This window comes from Streptomyces sp. NPDC003042, assembly GCF_053591315.1.
Genome location: NZ_JBSFTP010000005.1, coordinates 160,794 through 177,373, shown reverse-complemented (window position 1 = coordinate 177,373; position 16,580 = coordinate 160,794). Strand labels below are relative to the sequence as shown.

General features: G+C 70.3%; 12 protein-coding genes. 3 read left to right on the top strand and 9 right to left on the bottom strand.

Features of this window, described 5'->3' with window-relative positions; genetic code table 11:
- Window positions 1-451 precede the first annotated feature (451 nt).
- From ACWDYJ_RS04900 to thyX, 3 genes are all read right to left on the bottom strand, one after another.
- Entirely contained in the window at window positions 452-2,137 is a 1,686-nt protein-coding gene (locus tag ACWDYJ_RS04900; protein WP_451564035.1) for a ribonuclease J, read from the bottom strand.
- A 121-nt stretch (window positions 2,138-2,258) separates the two neighbouring features.
- Window positions 2,259-3,158, bottom strand: coding sequence for a 4-hydroxy-tetrahydrodipicolinate synthase (dapA, locus tag ACWDYJ_RS04895; protein WP_451564034.1), 900 nt, complete (start codon window positions 3,156-3,158; stop codon window positions 2,259-2,261).
- 200 nt (window positions 3,159-3,358) lie between these two features.
- Entirely contained in the window at window positions 3,359-4,096 is a 738-nt protein-coding gene (thyX, locus tag ACWDYJ_RS04890) for an FAD-dependent thymidylate synthase (RefSeq protein ID WP_451564033.1), read from the bottom strand.
- Between the two features lie 239 nt (window positions 4,097-4,335).
- On the opposite strand from thyX, the gene ACWDYJ_RS04885 reads away from it, so the two are divergent.
- On the top strand, window positions 4,336-4,575 hold the full coding sequence (locus ACWDYJ_RS04885; protein WP_451564032.1) for a hypothetical protein: 240 nt from the start codon (window positions 4,336-4,338) through the stop codon (window positions 4,573-4,575).
- A 48-nt stretch (window positions 4,576-4,623) separates the two neighbouring features.
- Complete coding sequence (locus tag ACWDYJ_RS04880; protein ID WP_451564031.1) at window positions 4,624-5,178, top strand: PH domain-containing protein; 555 nt, start codon at window positions 4,624-4,626, stop codon at window positions 5,176-5,178.
- A 36-nt stretch (window positions 5,179-5,214) separates the two neighbouring features.
- Here the strand turns inward: ACWDYJ_RS04880 and ACWDYJ_RS04875 are convergent, their stop codons facing one another.
- The 6 genes from ACWDYJ_RS04875 to eccD all read right to left on the bottom strand — a co-directional run bounded on the left by ACWDYJ_RS04875 (window position 5,215) and on the right by eccD (window position 12,384).
- Window positions 5,215-5,718, bottom strand: coding sequence for a hypothetical protein (locus ACWDYJ_RS04875; protein ID WP_451564030.1), 504 nt, complete (start codon window positions 5,716-5,718; stop codon window positions 5,215-5,217).
- A gap of 9 nt (window positions 5,719-5,727) precedes the next feature.
- The gene (gene dapB, locus ACWDYJ_RS04870) at window positions 5,728-6,480 is read right to left on the bottom strand and encodes a 4-hydroxy-tetrahydrodipicolinate reductase (protein WP_451564029.1); all 753 of its coding nucleotides are present in this window, start codon (window positions 6,478-6,480) and stop codon (window positions 5,728-5,730) included.
- Between the two features lie 49 nt (window positions 6,481-6,529).
- Window positions 6,530-7,909: a M16 family metallopeptidase gene (locus ACWDYJ_RS04865; protein ID WP_451564028.1), complete on the bottom strand. Its 1,380-nt coding sequence runs from the start codon at window positions 7,907-7,909 to the stop codon at window positions 6,530-6,532.
- Window positions 7,906-10,134, bottom strand: coding sequence for a polyribonucleotide nucleotidyltransferase (locus ACWDYJ_RS04860; RefSeq protein ID WP_451564041.1), 2,229 nt, complete (start codon window positions 10,132-10,134; stop codon window positions 7,906-7,908). Before ACWDYJ_RS04860 ends, ACWDYJ_RS04865 begins: the two co-directional genes overlap by 4 nt.
- Window positions 10,135-10,418: 284 nt before the next feature.
- Window positions 10,419-10,706: a 30S ribosomal protein S15 gene (rpsO, locus tag ACWDYJ_RS04855; protein WP_030718724.1), complete on the bottom strand. Its 288-nt coding sequence runs from the start codon at window positions 10,704-10,706 to the stop codon at window positions 10,419-10,421.
- A 172-nt stretch (window positions 10,707-10,878) separates the two neighbouring features.
- The gene (gene eccD, locus ACWDYJ_RS04850) at window positions 10,879-12,384 is read right to left on the bottom strand and encodes a type VII secretion integral membrane protein EccD (protein ID WP_451564027.1); all 1,506 of its coding nucleotides are present in this window, start codon (window positions 12,382-12,384) and stop codon (window positions 10,879-10,881) included.
- A 220-nt stretch (window positions 12,385-12,604) separates the two neighbouring features.
- Between eccD and eccCa the strand changes: the two genes are divergently transcribed.
- Window positions 12,605-16,561, top strand: coding sequence for a type VII secretion protein EccCa (gene eccCa / locus ACWDYJ_RS04845; RefSeq protein ID WP_451564026.1), 3,957 nt, complete (start codon window positions 12,605-12,607; stop codon window positions 16,559-16,561).
- Window positions 16,562-16,580 lie beyond the last annotated feature (19 nt).

Below are 16,580 nucleotides of genomic sequence, written 5' to 3'. Positions count from 1 at the left end.
TTTGGCACGCTGTTGAGTTCTCAAGGAACGGACGCTTCCTTTGTACTCACCCTCGCGGGTTTTCCTCCGGGCTTTCGTTCTGTTCTGTTCTTGCGCTTCCGACTCTATCAGACTCTTTCGTGTCCGATTTCCTCGGCGCTTTCCAGGTGCTTCGCTTTCGCGTTTTCCCTTTCCGGCGAGTCCGACTCTATCAGATTCTCTTCCGTGTCCGCTTCTCGAAAGTCGCAGTCAGCTGGATTCGAATTCCAATGGCCTTCGGAGGGCCTTTCCCTTTCGGGTGGATCAGACTTTATCAGGTCTCCCTGAGTGCTGATTCCCACCCGCCCGCACAACCCGTCCGGACACACGTGTGTGCCGGGGTGTCGTGCGAGTGGAGACGTAAACGTACTGGAGCGGGGCCCCCGGACGCAAATCCGGTTGCCCCGCTCCCGTCGTGTCGCTACGCGCGAGGTCAGACCTCGACGACGACCGGGAGGATCATCGGGCGGCGGCGGTAGCCGTCCGAGACCCACTTGCCCATCGTGCGGCGGATGAGCTGCTGGATCTGGTGCGGCTCGGCCACGCCGTCGGCCGCGGCGCGGGCGATGGCTTCCTCGATCTTCGGGAGGACCGAGGTGAACGCCGAGTCCTCGATGCCGGAGCCGCGGGCCTGGATGTTCGGGCCGCTGACGACCTTGCCGGTCGAGCTGTCCACCACCACGTAGACCGAGATGATGCCCTCTTCGCCCAGGATGCGGCGGTCCTTGAGGTGGACTTCCGTGACGTCGCCGACCGAGAGGCCGTCCACGTACACGTAGCCGGCCTGGACCTTGCCGGAGATGCGGGCCTTGCCGTCGATCAGGTCGACGACCACGCCGTCCTCGGCGATGACGATGCGGTCCTTCGGGACGCCCGTCATGGCACCGAGCTCGGCGTTGGCGCGCAGGTGGCGCCATTCGCCGTGGACCGGCATGAGGTTGCGCGGCTTGCAGATGTTGTAGAAGTACAGCAGCTCGCCCGCGGATGCGTGGCCCGAGACGTGCACCTTCGCGTTGCCCTTGTGGACCACGTTGGCGCCCCAGCGGGTCAGGCCGTTGATCACGCGGTAGACCGCGTTCTCGTTGCCCGGGATCAGGGACGACGCCAGGATCACGGTGTCGCCGGGGACGATCCGGATCTGGTGGTCGCGGTTGGCCATGCGCGACAGGGCCGCCATCGGCTCGCCCTGGGAGCCCGTGCAGACCAGGACGACCTCGTGGGCCGGCAGGTCGTCGAGGGTCTTGACGTCCACGACGAGGCCGGCCGGGACCTTCAGGTAGCCCAGGTCACGGGCGATGCCCATGTTGCGGACCATCGAGCGGCCGACGAAGGCGACCCTGCGGCCGTACTCGTGGGCGGCGTCGAGGATCTGCTGGATGCGGTGCACGTGGCTGGCGAAGCTGGCCACGATGATCCGGTTGTTGGCGTTCGCGAACACCGTGCGCAGGACGTTCGAGATTTCGCGCTCGGGCGGGACGAAGCCCGGGACCTCGGCGTTCGTCGAGTCGGAGAGGAGAAGGTCGATGCCTTCTTCGCTCAGACGCGCGAAGGCGTGCAGGTCGGTGAGGCGGTTGTCCAGCGGCAGCTGGTCCATCTTGAAGTCACCGGTGCACACGACCATGCCGGCGCCGGTGCGGATGGCCACGGCCAGCGCGTCCGGGATGGAGTGGTTGACGGCGATGAACTCGCAGTCGAAGGGGCCCAGGTTCTCGCGCTCGCCTTCCTTCACCTCGAGGGTGTAGGGGCGGATGCGGTGCTCCTGGAGCTTGGCCTCGATGAGCGCCAGCGTCAGCTTGGAGCCGATCAGCGGGATGTCCGGCTTCTCCCGGAGGAGGAACGGGACGGCGCCGATGTGGTCCTCGTGGCCGTGGGTGAGGACGATGCCCTCGATGTCGTCGAGGCGATCCCGGATGGACGTGAAGTCCGGCAGGATCAGGTCGATGCCCGGCTGCTCCTCTTCGGGGAAGAGGACACCGCAGTCGACGATCAGCAGCCGGCCGTCGTACTCGAAGACGGTCATGTTCCGGCCGATCTCGCCGAGCCCTCCCAGCGGGGTGACCCGGAGGCCGCCCTTCGGAAGCTTCGGCGGCGGGCCCAGTTCGGGGTGCGGATGGCTCAAAAGTTGCTCCTTCACCACGCGCGCCACCCACCCCTTGAGGCACATGGCGCGCATGTCATTCGTGCACGTGTTGTTGTCTGTTTTTGTTGTTCTTCTTGTTATTCAGTTGTGAAGTCTGGTGTCAGAGCTGTACCCCGCCGGCGGCAAGATCGATCTTGAGCTGGGCCGTCTCTTCGGCCGTCAGCTCGATCAGCGGGAGTCGCAGCGGGCCCGCGGGCAGGCCCCGCAGGTTCAGCGCGGCCTTGGTCGTCATGACGCCCTGGGTGCGGAACATGCCGGTGAAGACGGGGAGCAGCTTCTGATGGATCTCGGTGGCCTTCTGTACGTCGCCGCCGAGGTGGGCCTCGAGCATCGCGCGCAGCTCGGGGGTGACCACGTGGCCGACCACCGAGACGAAGCCCGCCGCGCCGACCGACAGGAGCGGCAGGTTCAGCATGTCGTCGCCGGAGTACCAGGCCAGGCCGCTCCGGGCGATGGCCCAGCTGGAGCGGCCGAGGTCACCCTTGGCGTCCTTGTTGGCCACGATACGGGGGTGCTCCGCCAGCCGGACCAGGGTTTCGGTGTCGATCGCGACACCGCTGCGGCCCGGGATGTCGTAGAGCATGACCGGCAGCCCGGTGGCGTCGGCGATGGCCGTGAAGTGCCGGAAGAGGCCCTCCTGCGGCGGCTTGCTGTAGTACGGGGTCACCGCGAGCAGGCCGTGGGCGCCGGTGCGCTCCGCCTGGCGTGCCAGTTCGAGGGTGTGGCGGGTGTCGTTGGTGCCGATGCCGGCGACGACGTGGGCGCGGTCGCCGACCGCTTCGAGTACGGCTCGTACGAGGTCGTTTTTCTCCGCGTCGGTGGTCGTCGGCGACTCACCGGTGGTGCCGTTGATGATCAGGCCGTCGTTGCCTGCGTCCACCAGGTGGACGGCGAGCTGCTGCGCGCCGTCGAGGTCGAGTGCGCCATCCGCCGTGAACGGCGTGATCATGGCGGTGAGGACCCGCCCGAAGGGGGTCTGCGGAGTCGAGATCGGAGCCATGGGTAACACGCTACTCGCTGCCACGCTCGCCTTGTCCCCTCGGGGGACGTCAACAGGGTGTGGGAGCCCGGCACTGCCTGCTCGGGGGTTCAAGCAGTGCCGGGTCCGTTTGATCAGCCTAGATGAACTTTACGAAACGCCGCAATACGGACACTTGGGACTTATTTCCGCACATGTGTACGCCGCGCGTGCGTCAGACCTTACGGGGCAACGCGGCCGTTGGCGTTGAAGGCCGCGTACGTCAGCGGCATGAGCCGCGCCCAGTGCTGCTCCATCTTCTCGCCGACCATCTCGATCTCCCGCTGCGGGAAGGACGGAACCGCCGCCAGCTCGTGCTGGGTGCGCAGGCCGAGGAAGTGCATGAGGGAGCGCGCGTTGCACGTGGCGTACATCGACGAGAAAAGACCGACCGGCAGGACCGAACGGGCGACCTCCCGGGCCACGCCCGCCGCGAGCATCTCCTGATAGGCCTGGTAGGCCTGGCGGTACGAGGCCTCCATGACCCGGCCCGTCAGCTCCTGCTGCGCCCCGGTGCCCTCGACGAACACGTACTTGCCCGGGCGGCCCTCCTGGACGAGCTTGCGCTCGGCGTCCGGGACGTAGAAGACCGGCTCCAGCTCCCTGTAGCGGCCGGATTCCTCGTTGTAGGACCAGCCCACGCGGTGCCGCATGAACTCGCGGAACACGAAGATCGGGGCGCTGATGAAGAAGGTCATCGAGTTGTGCTCGAAGGGGCTGCCGTGGCGGTCCCGCATCAGGTAGTTGATGAGGCCCTTGGAGCGCTCCGGATCCTTCTGGAGCTCTTCCAGGGACTGCTCGCCGGCCGTGGAGACCCGAGCGGCCCACAGCACGTCGGAGTCGGCGGCGGAGTGCTTGACCAGCTCCACCGTCACATCACTGCGGAAGCTGGGTTTCAGGTCTGAAGCGGTCTCGCTCACACGGGGTCCTTCCGAACGGGTCTTACCTGGGGCGCGCCCACTCTACGGCGCTCCCCGGAGCTCCCCGCGCAGGCGCCGGGGGCCGCGAGAGCACCCGTACAACTGACGGAGCGCCGTGAATTCTCGTCAATGTCCCGAAATCAGGCACCGATCGGCCCGTCCGTACGTCCTACAGAGCAGAACGCGGCCCGCCTGCCACCGCCGCCCCAGGGCCCTGACCGTGAGGAGAGTCGCTCCCGATGTCCAGCCGGCGCGAACCCGTACCGTTCGCCTTCGTCGCCGAGGCCGACCGATTCCGCAGCAACGTCACTCCGCCGCCGCGCGAGAGTCTGAGCAAGACCCAGATCGCCGCCCGTAGTCTGGTCGGCCTGACCGTGGTCGCCGGGCTCGTCGGCTCGCTGCTCTTCGGGATGCCCGCGCTGCAGCCGTACAAGGCGAACGAGAAGGCACAGCAGTCGGAGGCCTCCGAGGGGCGGTAGCCTCACGGGCACAGCCCAACCGAACGTGCATGTGAGTGAGGTCCTGCCGTGCCCCTGCCCTTCCTGACGGCCGACGGCGTGTTCGACGCACACGAGGACGAAGCCCTCCCGCACGCCGATCCCGGACGATGGCGGCGGCCCTACCGCCCCGGCCCCTGGCGGGTGGCGGGCGCGGCGCTGCTGCTCCTGCTGTCCGCGTTCATGCTGCTGGCCACGATGATCATCGCCTTCGCGGGCACCTGGGCCGGGGCAGGTGTCGGCCTGGCCGCCTCGCTCGTCGTGGTCGGCTCGGCGCTGCGGATACTGCGTACGGGTGTCTGGGTGAGCCCTGCCGGGCTGCGCCGGGTCGGGTTCTTCAGGACCCGCTCGATCGCCTGGAGCGAGGTCGACTCGATCCGGACGGTCCAGCAGCCGGTGCGCTGGCTGGGGCTGCCGAGGACCGTGCAGGGGCAGGCGCTGACGGTGACCGGACGCGTCGGGGGCGGTCTGCCGGTCCTGCTGACCGACCACAGCGCCGACTTCCTGGCCCGTGGCGAGGCCTTCGACCGGGCCGCCGGCTCGTTGGAGGCCTGGGCCGCGGAGTACCGGGCCGTGCCCGCCTGACGGGCGTCGCACGCGCGCGGAAGGCCCGTACGGGGATCAGACCTGTACGGGCCCTTCCTGTACCGGGCCCCGTGGTGCGGGCCCCTGGTCCGCGGGCGCGGTGACCGCTCCGTGGAGGGCGATGGCCCGCTGCATGGCCTTGCGGGCCCGCGGGGTGTCGCGGGCGTCGTGGTAGGCCACGGCGAGGCGGAACCAGCTGCGCCAGTCCCCCGGCGCGTCCTCGGTCTCGGCCCTGCGGCGCGCGAAGACCTCGTCGGCGGAGTCCCGCAGGATCCGGCCGTACTGGTCCCGCTCCAGCTCGTCGACGGGCAGCCCGCCCTCGGCCTCCAGCTCGGCTCCGAGCTGGTTGGCCTTGGTGACGAACCGGGTGTTCTTCCACAGGAACCAGATGCCGATGACCGGCAGGATCAGCACGGTGACACCGAAGGTGACGGTGAGCCAGGTGCCCTGCCGGATCAGGATCAGGCCGCGGCTGCCGGCCAGGACGAAGTAGACGACCAGGACGGCGGCCGTGAGGAAGTACGTGATCTTCGCGCGCATGGTGGTCGCTCAGCCCAGGTCGAGGAAGTGTTCCAGGCCGAAGGTGAGGCCCGGGGTCTGCGTCACGCGGCGCGCGCCGAGCAGGATGCCCGGCATGAAGCTGCTGTGGTGCAGGGAGTCGTGACGGATGGTCAGGGTCTCGCCCTCACCGCCGAGCAGCACCTCCTGGTGGGCCAGCAGGCCGCGCAGGCGGATGGCGTGCACCGGGACTCCGTCGACGTCGGCGCCGCGGGCGCCGTCGAGTGCGGTGGTGGTGGCGTCGGGCTGGGCGCCGAGACCGGCCTCGGCGCGGGCGGCCGCGATGAGCTGCGCCGTGCGGGTCGCCGTACCGGAGGGGGCGTCGACCTTGCGCGGGTGGTGCAGCTCGACGACCTCGACGGACTCGAAGTAGCGGGCGGCCTGGACCGCGAACTTCATGGTGAGGACGGCGCCGATGGAGAAGTTCGGGGCGATGAGCACCCCGGTCTGCGGTGAGCCGTCCAGCCAGGTGTTCAGCTGCGCGAGGCGGTCCTCGGTCCAGCCGGTGGTGCCGACCACTCCATGGATGCCGTGGCGGATGAGGAAGTCCAGGTTCCCCATCACCGAGGCCGGTGTGGTCAGCTCGACCGCGACCTGGGCGCCGGCCTCGGCCAGCGCCTCCAGCTTGTCGCCGCGGCCGAGCGCCGCGACCAGTTCCATGTCCTCCGCGGCCTCGACCGCCTTGACCGCTTCGGAGCCGATGCGGCCCTGGGCGCCGAGGACTGCCACGCGCAGCTTGCTCATCTGATGTCCTTACCTGCGTACAGACTGGAATGCGTACGGACTCGTACAGCTAGGCGACCGCTTCGTCGAGGCGGGCGGCCTGCTTCTCCTTCAGGGGGCCGATCACCGCGAGCGAGGGCCGCTGTGCCAGTACATCGTGGGCGACCGCGCGGACGTCGTCCGGGGTCACCGCGGCGATGTGGGCCAGCATGTCGTCGACCGACATCTGATCACCCCAGCACAGCTCGCTCTTGCCGATGCGGTTCATGATCGCGCCGGTGTCCTCCAGGCCGAGGACGGTGGAGCCGGAGAGCTGGCCGATGGCCCGCCCGATCTCCTCGTCGGTGAGCCCTTCGGAGGCGACCTTGTCGAGCTCGTCCCGGCAGATCTTCAGCACGTCGTGGACCTGGCTGGGCCGGCAGCCGGCGTAGACGCCGAAGAGCCCGGTGTCGGCGAAGGCCGAGGTGTACGAGTACACGCTGTAGGCCAGGCCGCGCTTCTCCCGGACCTCCTGGAAGAGGCGGGAGGACATGCCTCCGCCGAGGGCGGTGTTCAGTACGCCCATGGCCCAGCGGCGGTCGTCGGTGCGGGCCAGGCCGGGCATGCCGAGGACCACGTGGGCCTGCTCGGTCTTGCGGCCGACGTGGTCGACGCGGCCGGAGGTGCGGATCCGCTTGGTGCCGGTGCGCGGGCCGACCGGCTCGGCATCGGTGCGGGTCAGCGCGCCGGCCTTGTCGAAGGCGGCGCGGACCTGGCGGACGACCTTGTCGTGGTCGACGTTGCCCGCCGCGGCGACGACGAGGCGGGTCGGATCGTAGTGCTTCTTGTAGAAGCGGCGGATCCGTTCGGCGCCGAGGGCGTTGATCGTGTCGACGGTGCCGAGGACGGGGCGGCCCAGCGGCGTGTCCCCGTACATGGTCTGCGCGAACAGGTCGTGCACGCAGTCACCGGGGTCGTCCTCGGTCATCGCGATCTCTTCGAGGATGACGCCGCGCTCGGCGTCCACGTCCTCCTGGCGGATCAGTGAGCCGGTGAGCATGTCGCAGACCACGTCGATGGCCAGCGGCAGGTCGGTGTCGAGCACCCGGGCGTAGTAGCAGGTGTACTCCTTCGCCGTGAAGGCGTTCATCTCGCCGCCGACCGCGTCTATGGCGGAGGAGATGTCGAGGGCACTGCGCTTCTCGGTGCCCTTGAAGAGGAGGTGCTCCAGGTAGTGGGTGGTGCCGCCCAGGGTGGGCGTCTCGTCGCGGGAGCCGACGTTCGCCCAGATGCCGAAGGTTGCGGAGCGGACGGAGGGCAGCGTCTCGGTGACGATGCGCAGCCCGCCGGGCAGCACGGTGCGCCGGACGGTGCCGATGCCGTTGCTGCCCTTGAGGAGGGTTTGGGTACGGGCGACGGCCCGCCCCTCCGAAGAGGGGCGGGCCGTTGCACGGGAACTACGCGACGTCACTTGTCGGAGTCGTCCTTGTCGGCGTCGGCGTTGGCGTCGACGGCCTCGCCCTCGATCACGGGGATCAGGGAGAGCTTGCCGCGCTGGTCGATCTCGGCGATCTCGACCTGCACCTTGGTGCCGACCGCGAGCACGTCCTCGACGTTCTCCACGCGCTTGCCACCGGCGAGCTTGCGGATCTGCGAGATGTGCAGCAGGCCGTCCTTGCCGGGCATGAGGGAGACGAAGGCACCGAAGGTGGTGGTCTTGACGACCGTACCCAGGTAGCGCTCGCCGACCTCCGGCATGGTCGGGTTGGCGATCGCGTTGATCGTGGCGCGGGCGGCCTCGGCGGCCGGGCCGTCGGAGGCACCGATGTAGATGGTGCCGTCGTCCTCGATCGTGATCTCGGCGCCGGTGTCCTCCTGGATCTGGTTGATCATCTTGCCCTTGGGGCCGATGACCTCACCGATCTTGTCCACCGGGATCTTGACGGTGATGATCCGCGGGGCGTTCGGGGACATCTCGTCCGGCGTGTCGATCGCTTCCATCATCACGTCGAGGATGTGGAGGCGGGCGTCGCGGGCCTGGGTCAGGGCCGCGGCCAGGACGGAGGCCGGGATGCCGTCCAGCTTGGTGTCGAGCTGGAGGGCGGTGACGAACTCCTTGGTGCCGGCGACCTTGAAGTCCATGTCGCCGAAGGCGTCCTCCGCACCGAGGATGTCGGTGAGGGCGACGTAGTGCGTCTTGCCGTCGATCTCCTGGGAGATCAGGCCCATGGCGATACCGGCGACGGGGGCCTTGAGCGGCACACCGGCGTTCAGCAGCGACATGGTGGAGGCGCAGACCGAGCCCATGGACGTCGAACCGTTGGAGCCGAGGGCCTCGGACACCTGGCGGATCGCGTAGGGGAACTCCTCGCGGGTCGGGAGGACCGGCACGATCGCGCGCTCGGCGAGCGCGCCGTGGCCGATCTCGCGGCGCTTCGGCGAACCGACGCGGCCGGTCTCGCCGACGGAGTACGGCGGGAAGTTGTAGTTGTGCATGTAGCGCTTGCGGGTCACCGGGGAGAGGGTGTCCAGCTGCTGCTCCATGCGGAGCATGTTGAGGGTGGTGACGCCCAGGATCTGGGTCTCGCCACGCTCGAAGAGCGCCGAGCCGTGCACGCGCGGGATGGCCTCGACCTCGGCGGCGAGGGTACGGATGTCCGTGAGCCCGCGGCCGTCGATGCGGACCTTGTCCTTGATGACGCGCTCGCGCACCAGGGCCTTGGTCAGGCTGCGGTAGGCGGCGGAGATCTCCTTCTCGCGGCCTTCGAAGGCCGGGAGGAGCTTGTCGGCGGCGATGTCCTTGACGCGGTCCAGCTCGGCCTCGCGGTCCTGCTTGCCCGCGATGGTCAGCGCCTGGGAGAGCTCGCCCTTGACGGCGGCCGCGAGGGCCTCGTACACGTCGTCCTGGTAGTCCAGGAAGACCGGGAACTCGCCCTCGGGCTTGGCGGCCTTGGCGGCGAGGTCGGCCTGGGCCTTGCAGAGGACCTTGATGAAGGGCTTCGCGGCGTCGAGGCCGGAGGCCACGACCTCCTCGGTCGGCGCCTCGGCGCCGCCCTTGACGAGCGCGATGGTCTTCTCGGTGGCCTCGGCCTCGACCATCATGATCGCGACGTCGCCGTCGTCCAGGACGCGACCCGCGACGACCATGTCGAAGACGGCGTCCTCGAGCTCGGTGTGCGTCGGGAAGGCGACCCACTGGCCGCGGATCAGCGCGACGCGGACGCCGCCGATCGGGCCGGAGAAGGGCAGGCCGGCCAGCTGGGTGGACGCGGACGCGGCGTTGATCGCGACGACGTCGTACAGGTGGTCCGGGTTGAGCGCCATGATCGTGGCGACGACCTGGATCTCGTTGCGCAGGCCCTTCTTGAAGGACGGGCGCAGCGGGCGGTCGATCAGGCGGCAGGTGAGGATCGCGTCCTCGGAGGGGCGGCCCTCACGGCGGAAGAACGAGCCGGGGATCTTGCCGGCCGCGTACTGGCGCTCTTCGACGTCGACCGTCAGGGGGAAGAAGTCGAGCTGGTCCTTGGGCTTCTTCGACGCGGTGGTGGCCGACAGCACCATCGTGTCGTCGTCCAGGTAGGCAACGGCGGAGCCGGCGGCCTGGCGGGCCAGACGGCCCGTCTCGAAGCGGATGGTGCGGGTGCCGAAGGAACCGTTGTCAATGACGGCCTCGGCGTAGTGGGTCTCGTTCTCCACTAGCGTTTTCTCCATTTTCGTCGTCTCCGTCCGCCACCCGTGTGGTGGTGGACGGTTGCGGAGAAGCGCTCCTGGCGTGCGGGCCGGTCTTCGATCGAAGCACCCGGTTCTGTGCCCTCCTGGGGCTTTCCGGATGCCACTACCGAGGACCGGCGGCGTAGGGAGGGCGCTCCTCCTCTTCGGTTGTGCGCTGTCTCCCAGACTACAAAGCGTCCGGTACCTCGCGCACGTACAGCAAAGGGAGCGGCCCCCTCATCTGGGGTTCCGCTCCCTTCACAGCGTCTTTACTTGGCGCCGGCCGCACCGCGACGGATGCCGAGGCGCTCGACCAGCGCACGGAAGCGCTGGATGTCCTTCTTGGCCAGGTACTGCAGCAGGCGGCGACGCTGGCCGACCAGGATCAGCAGACCACGACGCGAGTGGTGGTCGTGCTTGTGGGTCTTGAGGTGCTCGGTCAGGTCCGAGATGCGGCGGGAGAGCATCGCAACCTGGACCTCGGGGGAGCCGGTGTCGCCCTCCTTGGCACCGAACTCGGTGATGATCTGCTTCTTCGTAGCGGCGTCAAGCGGCACGCGTACTCCTCGTTTAGGTCTTCGTATGCCACCGAGTGCCCCAGGTCGAATTCTCTGGGGATCTTCCGTAACTCGGGAGGCGGGGTCCGCTGAGCGCAGCCTCCAGAGGTCTCCGGAGGCGCGTACACAAACGGCCGTCACACAGCGTACCAGGGTGCCGGGCCGCGCCGTCTCAGCTCGTGAGAGAGCGGGCCCTGCTGTAGACGTCGAGCACGGCCAGGGTCAGCGGGACCAGGCTGAGCAGTACTGCCGCCTCGGTGAGGTCGAGCAGTCGTCCCCAGAAGGGTGACAGGCCCTTGCGGGGGATGACAAGCGCAATTCCCGCGAGGAGGGCGGCGCCGGCGGCGACGGCGGCCGAGAGCCAGATCGTACGGAGGTCCAGGCCGGCGCGGTCGTGGTAGCGCGCCAGCTCCAGCACCAGGTCGACGGGCGGGTGGAGCGCGAGGCCGAGGATCAGCAGCCCGACGGCGGCGAGGCCGGCGGCCAGGGCGCACACGACCTGGGAGGTGTAGCGGAAGAGGCGGGCCCGCAGCAGCATCGCCAGGCCGGCGGCCAGGGCCAGCAGGCGGCCCCAGGTGTTGTCGGAGAAACCGAGGACGGCGGCGGAGCCGACGACGACGGCCGCGCAGCCGCCGACCAGGCCGAGCAGCATCTCGTGGCCGCGGCGGGCCTGGGCGGCGATCAGCTCGGCGTCGAGCGGGGTGCCCGGGTCGTGGCTGTCGGAGCCGGCGGGGTCGTTCGGGTCGGCGGTCTCGTAGCGGTCCGGGGTCTCGTAATCCTCCACGGCGCTCTGCGGGGCGGCGTACCCGATGGGCAGCCGGGCGAAGCGGGCGGAGAGGCCGGGGAGGAAGGCGACGAGCCCGATGGCGACGGGGGCGCAGACGGCGGCGGTGGCGGTCGCGGAGGCCTCGGCGGCAATGGCCGCGAAGGTGGCGAGGGTGCCGGTGGCGGCCAGGAAGGTGGCCGCGACGAAGGGGGCGTCGCCCTGCGGGGTGAGGGCGACCAGGGCGACGGAGGCCACCAGGACGCAGACGCAGCCGAGCAGGAACTGCAGGCGTCCGGGACCCTGGCCCGCGCCGGCGGCGACGATGCCCGAGCCCGCGATCATGAGGTGCGGGAGGGCGGCCAGGCCGAGGGCCACGGCGGAGCCGCGGTCGCGGTAGACCCGGGCGCGCACTCCGGCGGCGGCGGTGAGCAGCACGCCGACGGCCGCGGCGATGATCCCGGGCAGGCTGTGCATGTCGTGGCGGATCGGGTCGGCGTACCAGAGGACGAAGCCGAGCAGGACGAGCAGCACGGCGGCGCCGGCCAGGCCCGCGCCGCGCAGCATGTCGTCGCTCCAGCGGTGCCGGTCGCGGACGACGGCCGAGGCGACGGCGTCGGAGACGTCGTCGAACACGGCGGGCGGCAGGGACTCGGCGAAGGGGCGCAGGCTGAGGACCTCGCCGTCGAGGACCTGCTGGGCGGCGAGGGTGCGGGCGCCGTCGAGGACGGCGCCGGAGCGGCGGACGAGGTGGAAGCCGGTGGGGGCGCCGACGGGCTGGGTCTGGCCGGTGAGGCGCAGCAGCTCGGGGTAGACGTCGGCCACGGCGATGTCCTCGGGGAGGGCGACGTCGATCCGGCTGTCGGGAGCCACGACGGTGACCCTGCAGAAGCCCGTCGCCTCGGCCGTACTCACCTGTGTGACCCCCCTGGTTGGCGCCCGTGCCGACGCCCGATTCGCGGATGCGCATGCTGCGCGCGCCACCCTACCGGGCCTGTGCCCGACTGTCGGCAAGTAGGATCACCTCCCCGGCTACCGCTGGGGTCACCCCCGGGCGAGGAGCCCCCCGCCAGCGCCCGGGACTTGGGGGCGCCGGCTACGACGTCCCGTCCGTTTTCGAGGGATTGATGCTCCGGTGAGCCAGATCGTCGTCAAACGCCCGCCCCGGTCCCTGCCGCCCGAAGTCCCTTCGGACGAGCTGAGGCTGGAGGCTCCGCCGGAACTTCCGCGGGGGCAGCAGGAGGGCATGCTGATGCAGCTCCTGCCGATGCTCGGCATGGGTTCGTCGGTCGTCTTCTTCTTCATGCCGGGTGCGGCGCCGTTCATGCGCATCATGGGTGTGCTGATGCTGGTGTCCACGGTGGGCATGGTGATCGCCCAGCTGGTGCGCCACCGGCGCGGTACACAGGGGCAAATGGCCGATGTGCGCCGGGACTATCTCAAGTACCTCGCGCAGACCCGCCGTCAGGTACGCAGGACCGCGCGGGCGCAGCGTGACGCGCAGCTGTATCTGCACCCGGCGCCCGAGCAGTTGTGGTCGGTGGTCGCCGAGGGCTCGCGGCTGTGGGAGCGGCGCGTCGGCGACGCGGACTTCGGGCAGGCCCGGCTGGGGTTGGGCGCGCAGCGGCTGGCGACGGCGCTGGTGGCGCCGGACACGGCTCCGGTGGACGAGCTGGAGCCGCTGACGGCGGGGGCGATGCAGCGGTTCCTGAAGGTCCACTCCTCGCTGGACGGGCTGCCGGTGGCGCTGTCGATCCGGGCGTTCTACCACGTGACGGTGTCCGGTGAGCCGGAGTCGGCGCGCGGGACGGCGCGGGCGCTGGTGGCGCAGTTGGCGACGCTGCACTCCCCCGAGGACCTGATGGTGGCCGTGGTGGCCGCGCCGGGGGCGGTGCCGGCGTGGGACTGGACGAAGTGGCTGCCGCACGCGCAGGTACCGGGGCAGGTCGACGGTGCAGGTACGAAGCGGCTGTTCGGGGATGACCTGGCCGAGTTGGAGGGGCTGCTCGGGTCCCGGCTGGAGGGCAGGCCGCGGTTCAGCCGCGAGGTGTCCCCCGTGCTGGACCAGCCGCACCTGGTCGTCGTACTGGACGGCGGCATGGTGCCACCGGACTCCGTCTTCGCGGCGGCCGAGGGCTTGCAGGGCGTCACGATCGTCGAGGTGGTCGCGGGCGAGCTGGACGAGCCGCGCGGCGGCCTGTCGGTCGTGGTGCGGCCGGGCCGGCTGCGCCTGGAATCGGGCGCGGGGGTGGCGTACGAGGGCACCCCGGACACGCTGTCGCTGCCCGCGGCGGAGGCGCTCGCCCGGCAGCTGGCGCCGTTGCGCACGGGCGGCGGGGACGACGACGAGCCGCTGCTGGCGAATCTGGACTTCACGGACCTGCTGAACCTGGGCGACGCGGCCGCTGTCGACGTGGCGCGGACCTGGCGGCCGAGGTCGGCCGGTGAACGGCTGCGCGTGCCGATCGGTGTCGGCGAGGACGGCGGTCCGGTCATGCTGGACCTCAAGGAGGCCGCGCAGGAGGGCATGGGCCCGCACGGCCTGTGCGTGGGCGCGACCGGTTCCGGCAAGTCGGAGCTGCTGCGCACGCTGGTGCTGGGTCTGGCGGTCACGCACACCTCGGAGACGCTGAACTTCGTACTCGCCGACTTCAAGGGCGGTGCGACCTTCACCGGCATGGGGCAGATGCCGCACGTGGCGGCGGTCATCACCAACCTGGCGGACGACCTGACGCTGGTGGACCGCATGGGCGACTCCATCCGCGGTGAGCTCCAGCGCCGGCAGGAGCTACTGCGTTCGGCGGGCAACTACGCGAACATCCACGACTACGAGAAGGCACGCGCCGCCGGTGCGCCGCTGGAACCGCTGGCTTCGCTGGTGCTGGTCATCGACGAGTTCAGCGAACTGCTGACGGCGAAGCCGGACTTCATCGACATGTTCATCCAGATCGGCCGCATCGGCCGCTCCCTGGGTGTCCACCTGCTGCTCGCCTCGCAGCGGCTGGAGGAGGGCAAGCTGCGCGGGCTGGACACGTACCTCTCGTACCGGATCGGTCTGCGGACCTTCTCGGCGGCGGAGTCGCGGACGGCGATCGGTGTGCCGGACGCCTACCACCTGCCGTCGGTGCCCGGTTCGGGCTATCTGAAGTTCGGTACGGACGAGATGACCCGCTTCAAGGCGGCGTACGTCTCGGGCACCTACCGCTCGGGCGGGCCGGACCTGTCGGTGGGGCTGTTCCCGCTGGAGCGGCGGCCCGCGCTGTTCACGGCGGCTCCGGTGCCGGTGGTGTACGCGGCTCCGGACCCGGCGTACCTGGCGGCGCAGGCCGCGGCGCCGGGGGACGACGCGCTCGCGGACACCGTGCTCGACGTGATCGTGGGGCGGCTGGAGGGGCAGGGGGTGCCGGCGCACCAGGTGTGGCTGCCGCCGCTCGACCAGGCGCCGCCGCTGGACCAGTTGCTGCCGGCGCTGGCGCCCTCGGCGGAGCGGGGACTGCACGCGGAGGGGTACACGCGGCCCGGGGGGCTGGTCGTACCGCTCGGCCTCATCGACAAGCCCTTCGAGCAGCGGCGCGAGGTGCTGTACCGGGACTTCTCGGGGGCCGCGGGCCACATGATGGTGGTCGGCGGTCCGCAGTCGGGCAAGTCGACGCTGATGCGGACGCTGATCTCCTCCTTCGCGCTCACGCACACCCCGCGCGAGGTGCAGTTCTACGGGCTGGACTTCGGCGGCGGCAGCCTGTCCTCGGTGGCGGACCTGCCGCACGTGGGCGGGATCGCCTCGCGCCTCGACCCGGAACGGGTGCGGCGTACGGTCGCGGAGGTGGGGGGCATCCTCAACCGGCGCGAGGAGTTCTTCCGCGCCAACGGCATCGACTCCATCGGCACGTACCGGCGGCGGCGCGCGGCGGGCGAGCTGCCCGGCGAGGCGTGGGGCGACGTCTTCCTGGTCGTCGACGGCTGGGGCGGTTTCCGGGGCGAGTACGAGGGCCTGGAGCCGGTCGTCACGGACATCGCGTCCCGGGGGCTGGGATACGGCATCCACGTGGTGGTCACGGCGGCGCGGTACATGGAGGTGCGGGCGGCGCTGAAGGACCAGATGCTGAGCCGGCTGGAGCTGCGGCTCGGCGATGTCATGGACTCCGAGTTCGACCGGCGGGTCGCGGCGAACGTCCCCACGGGGATGCCGGGGCGGGGCCAGGTGCCGGAGAAGCTGCACTTCCTGGGGGCGCTGCCGCGGATCGACGGTTCGCACAGCGCGGAGGACCTGTCCGAGGCCACGGCCTCCTTCGTGGCGGCGGTCAAGGCGGGCTGGGCGGGGCCTTCGGCTCCGGGCGTACGCCTGCTGCCGCGGCTGCTGCACTCCGATCAGCTGCCCAAGGGCGGGGAGTTCCCGGGCCGCGGGATCGCGATCGGCATCGACGAGACCGATCTGGAGCCGGTGTTCGTCGACTTCGAGTCGGACCCCTTCTTCCTCGTCTTCGGCGAGAGCGAGTCGGGCAAGACGAACCTGCTGCGGCTCATCACGCAGCAGATCGCGCAGCGCTACACCCCGGACCAGGCCAAGCTGGTGGTCGGCGACTACCGGCGCGGCCTGCTCGGGGCGCTGCCGGAGGAACACCTGCTGGAGTACGCGCCGATGGCGAGCTCCCTGCAGATGCACATGGAGGCGCTGAGCGGGGTGTTCTCCCGGCGCCAGCCGCCGACGGACGTCACGCCGCAACAGCTGCGGGACCGCAGCTGGTGGAGCGGCCCGGACGTGTTCATCGTCATCGACGACTACGACCTCGTCGCCACCAGCCAGGGCAATCCGCTGGCGCCGCTGGTGGAGTTCCTGCCGTTCGCGCGGGACACGGGTGTCCGCTTCATCATCGCGCGCAACTCGGCGGGGGCCTCGCGCTCGCTGTACGAGCCGTTCATGCAGCGGATCAAGGAGCTGGGCGCGCAGGGCGTGGTCCTGTCCGGCGATCCGTCCGAGGGCGACCTGATCGGCAACGTCCGCCCGCGCCCGATGCCGCCGGGCCGCGGCTACTACGCCTCCCGCAGGCGGGGCACGTCGCTGGTGCAGCTGGGCCGGATGCCGGGCATGTGACCGGGGGCGGCCGGGGCCC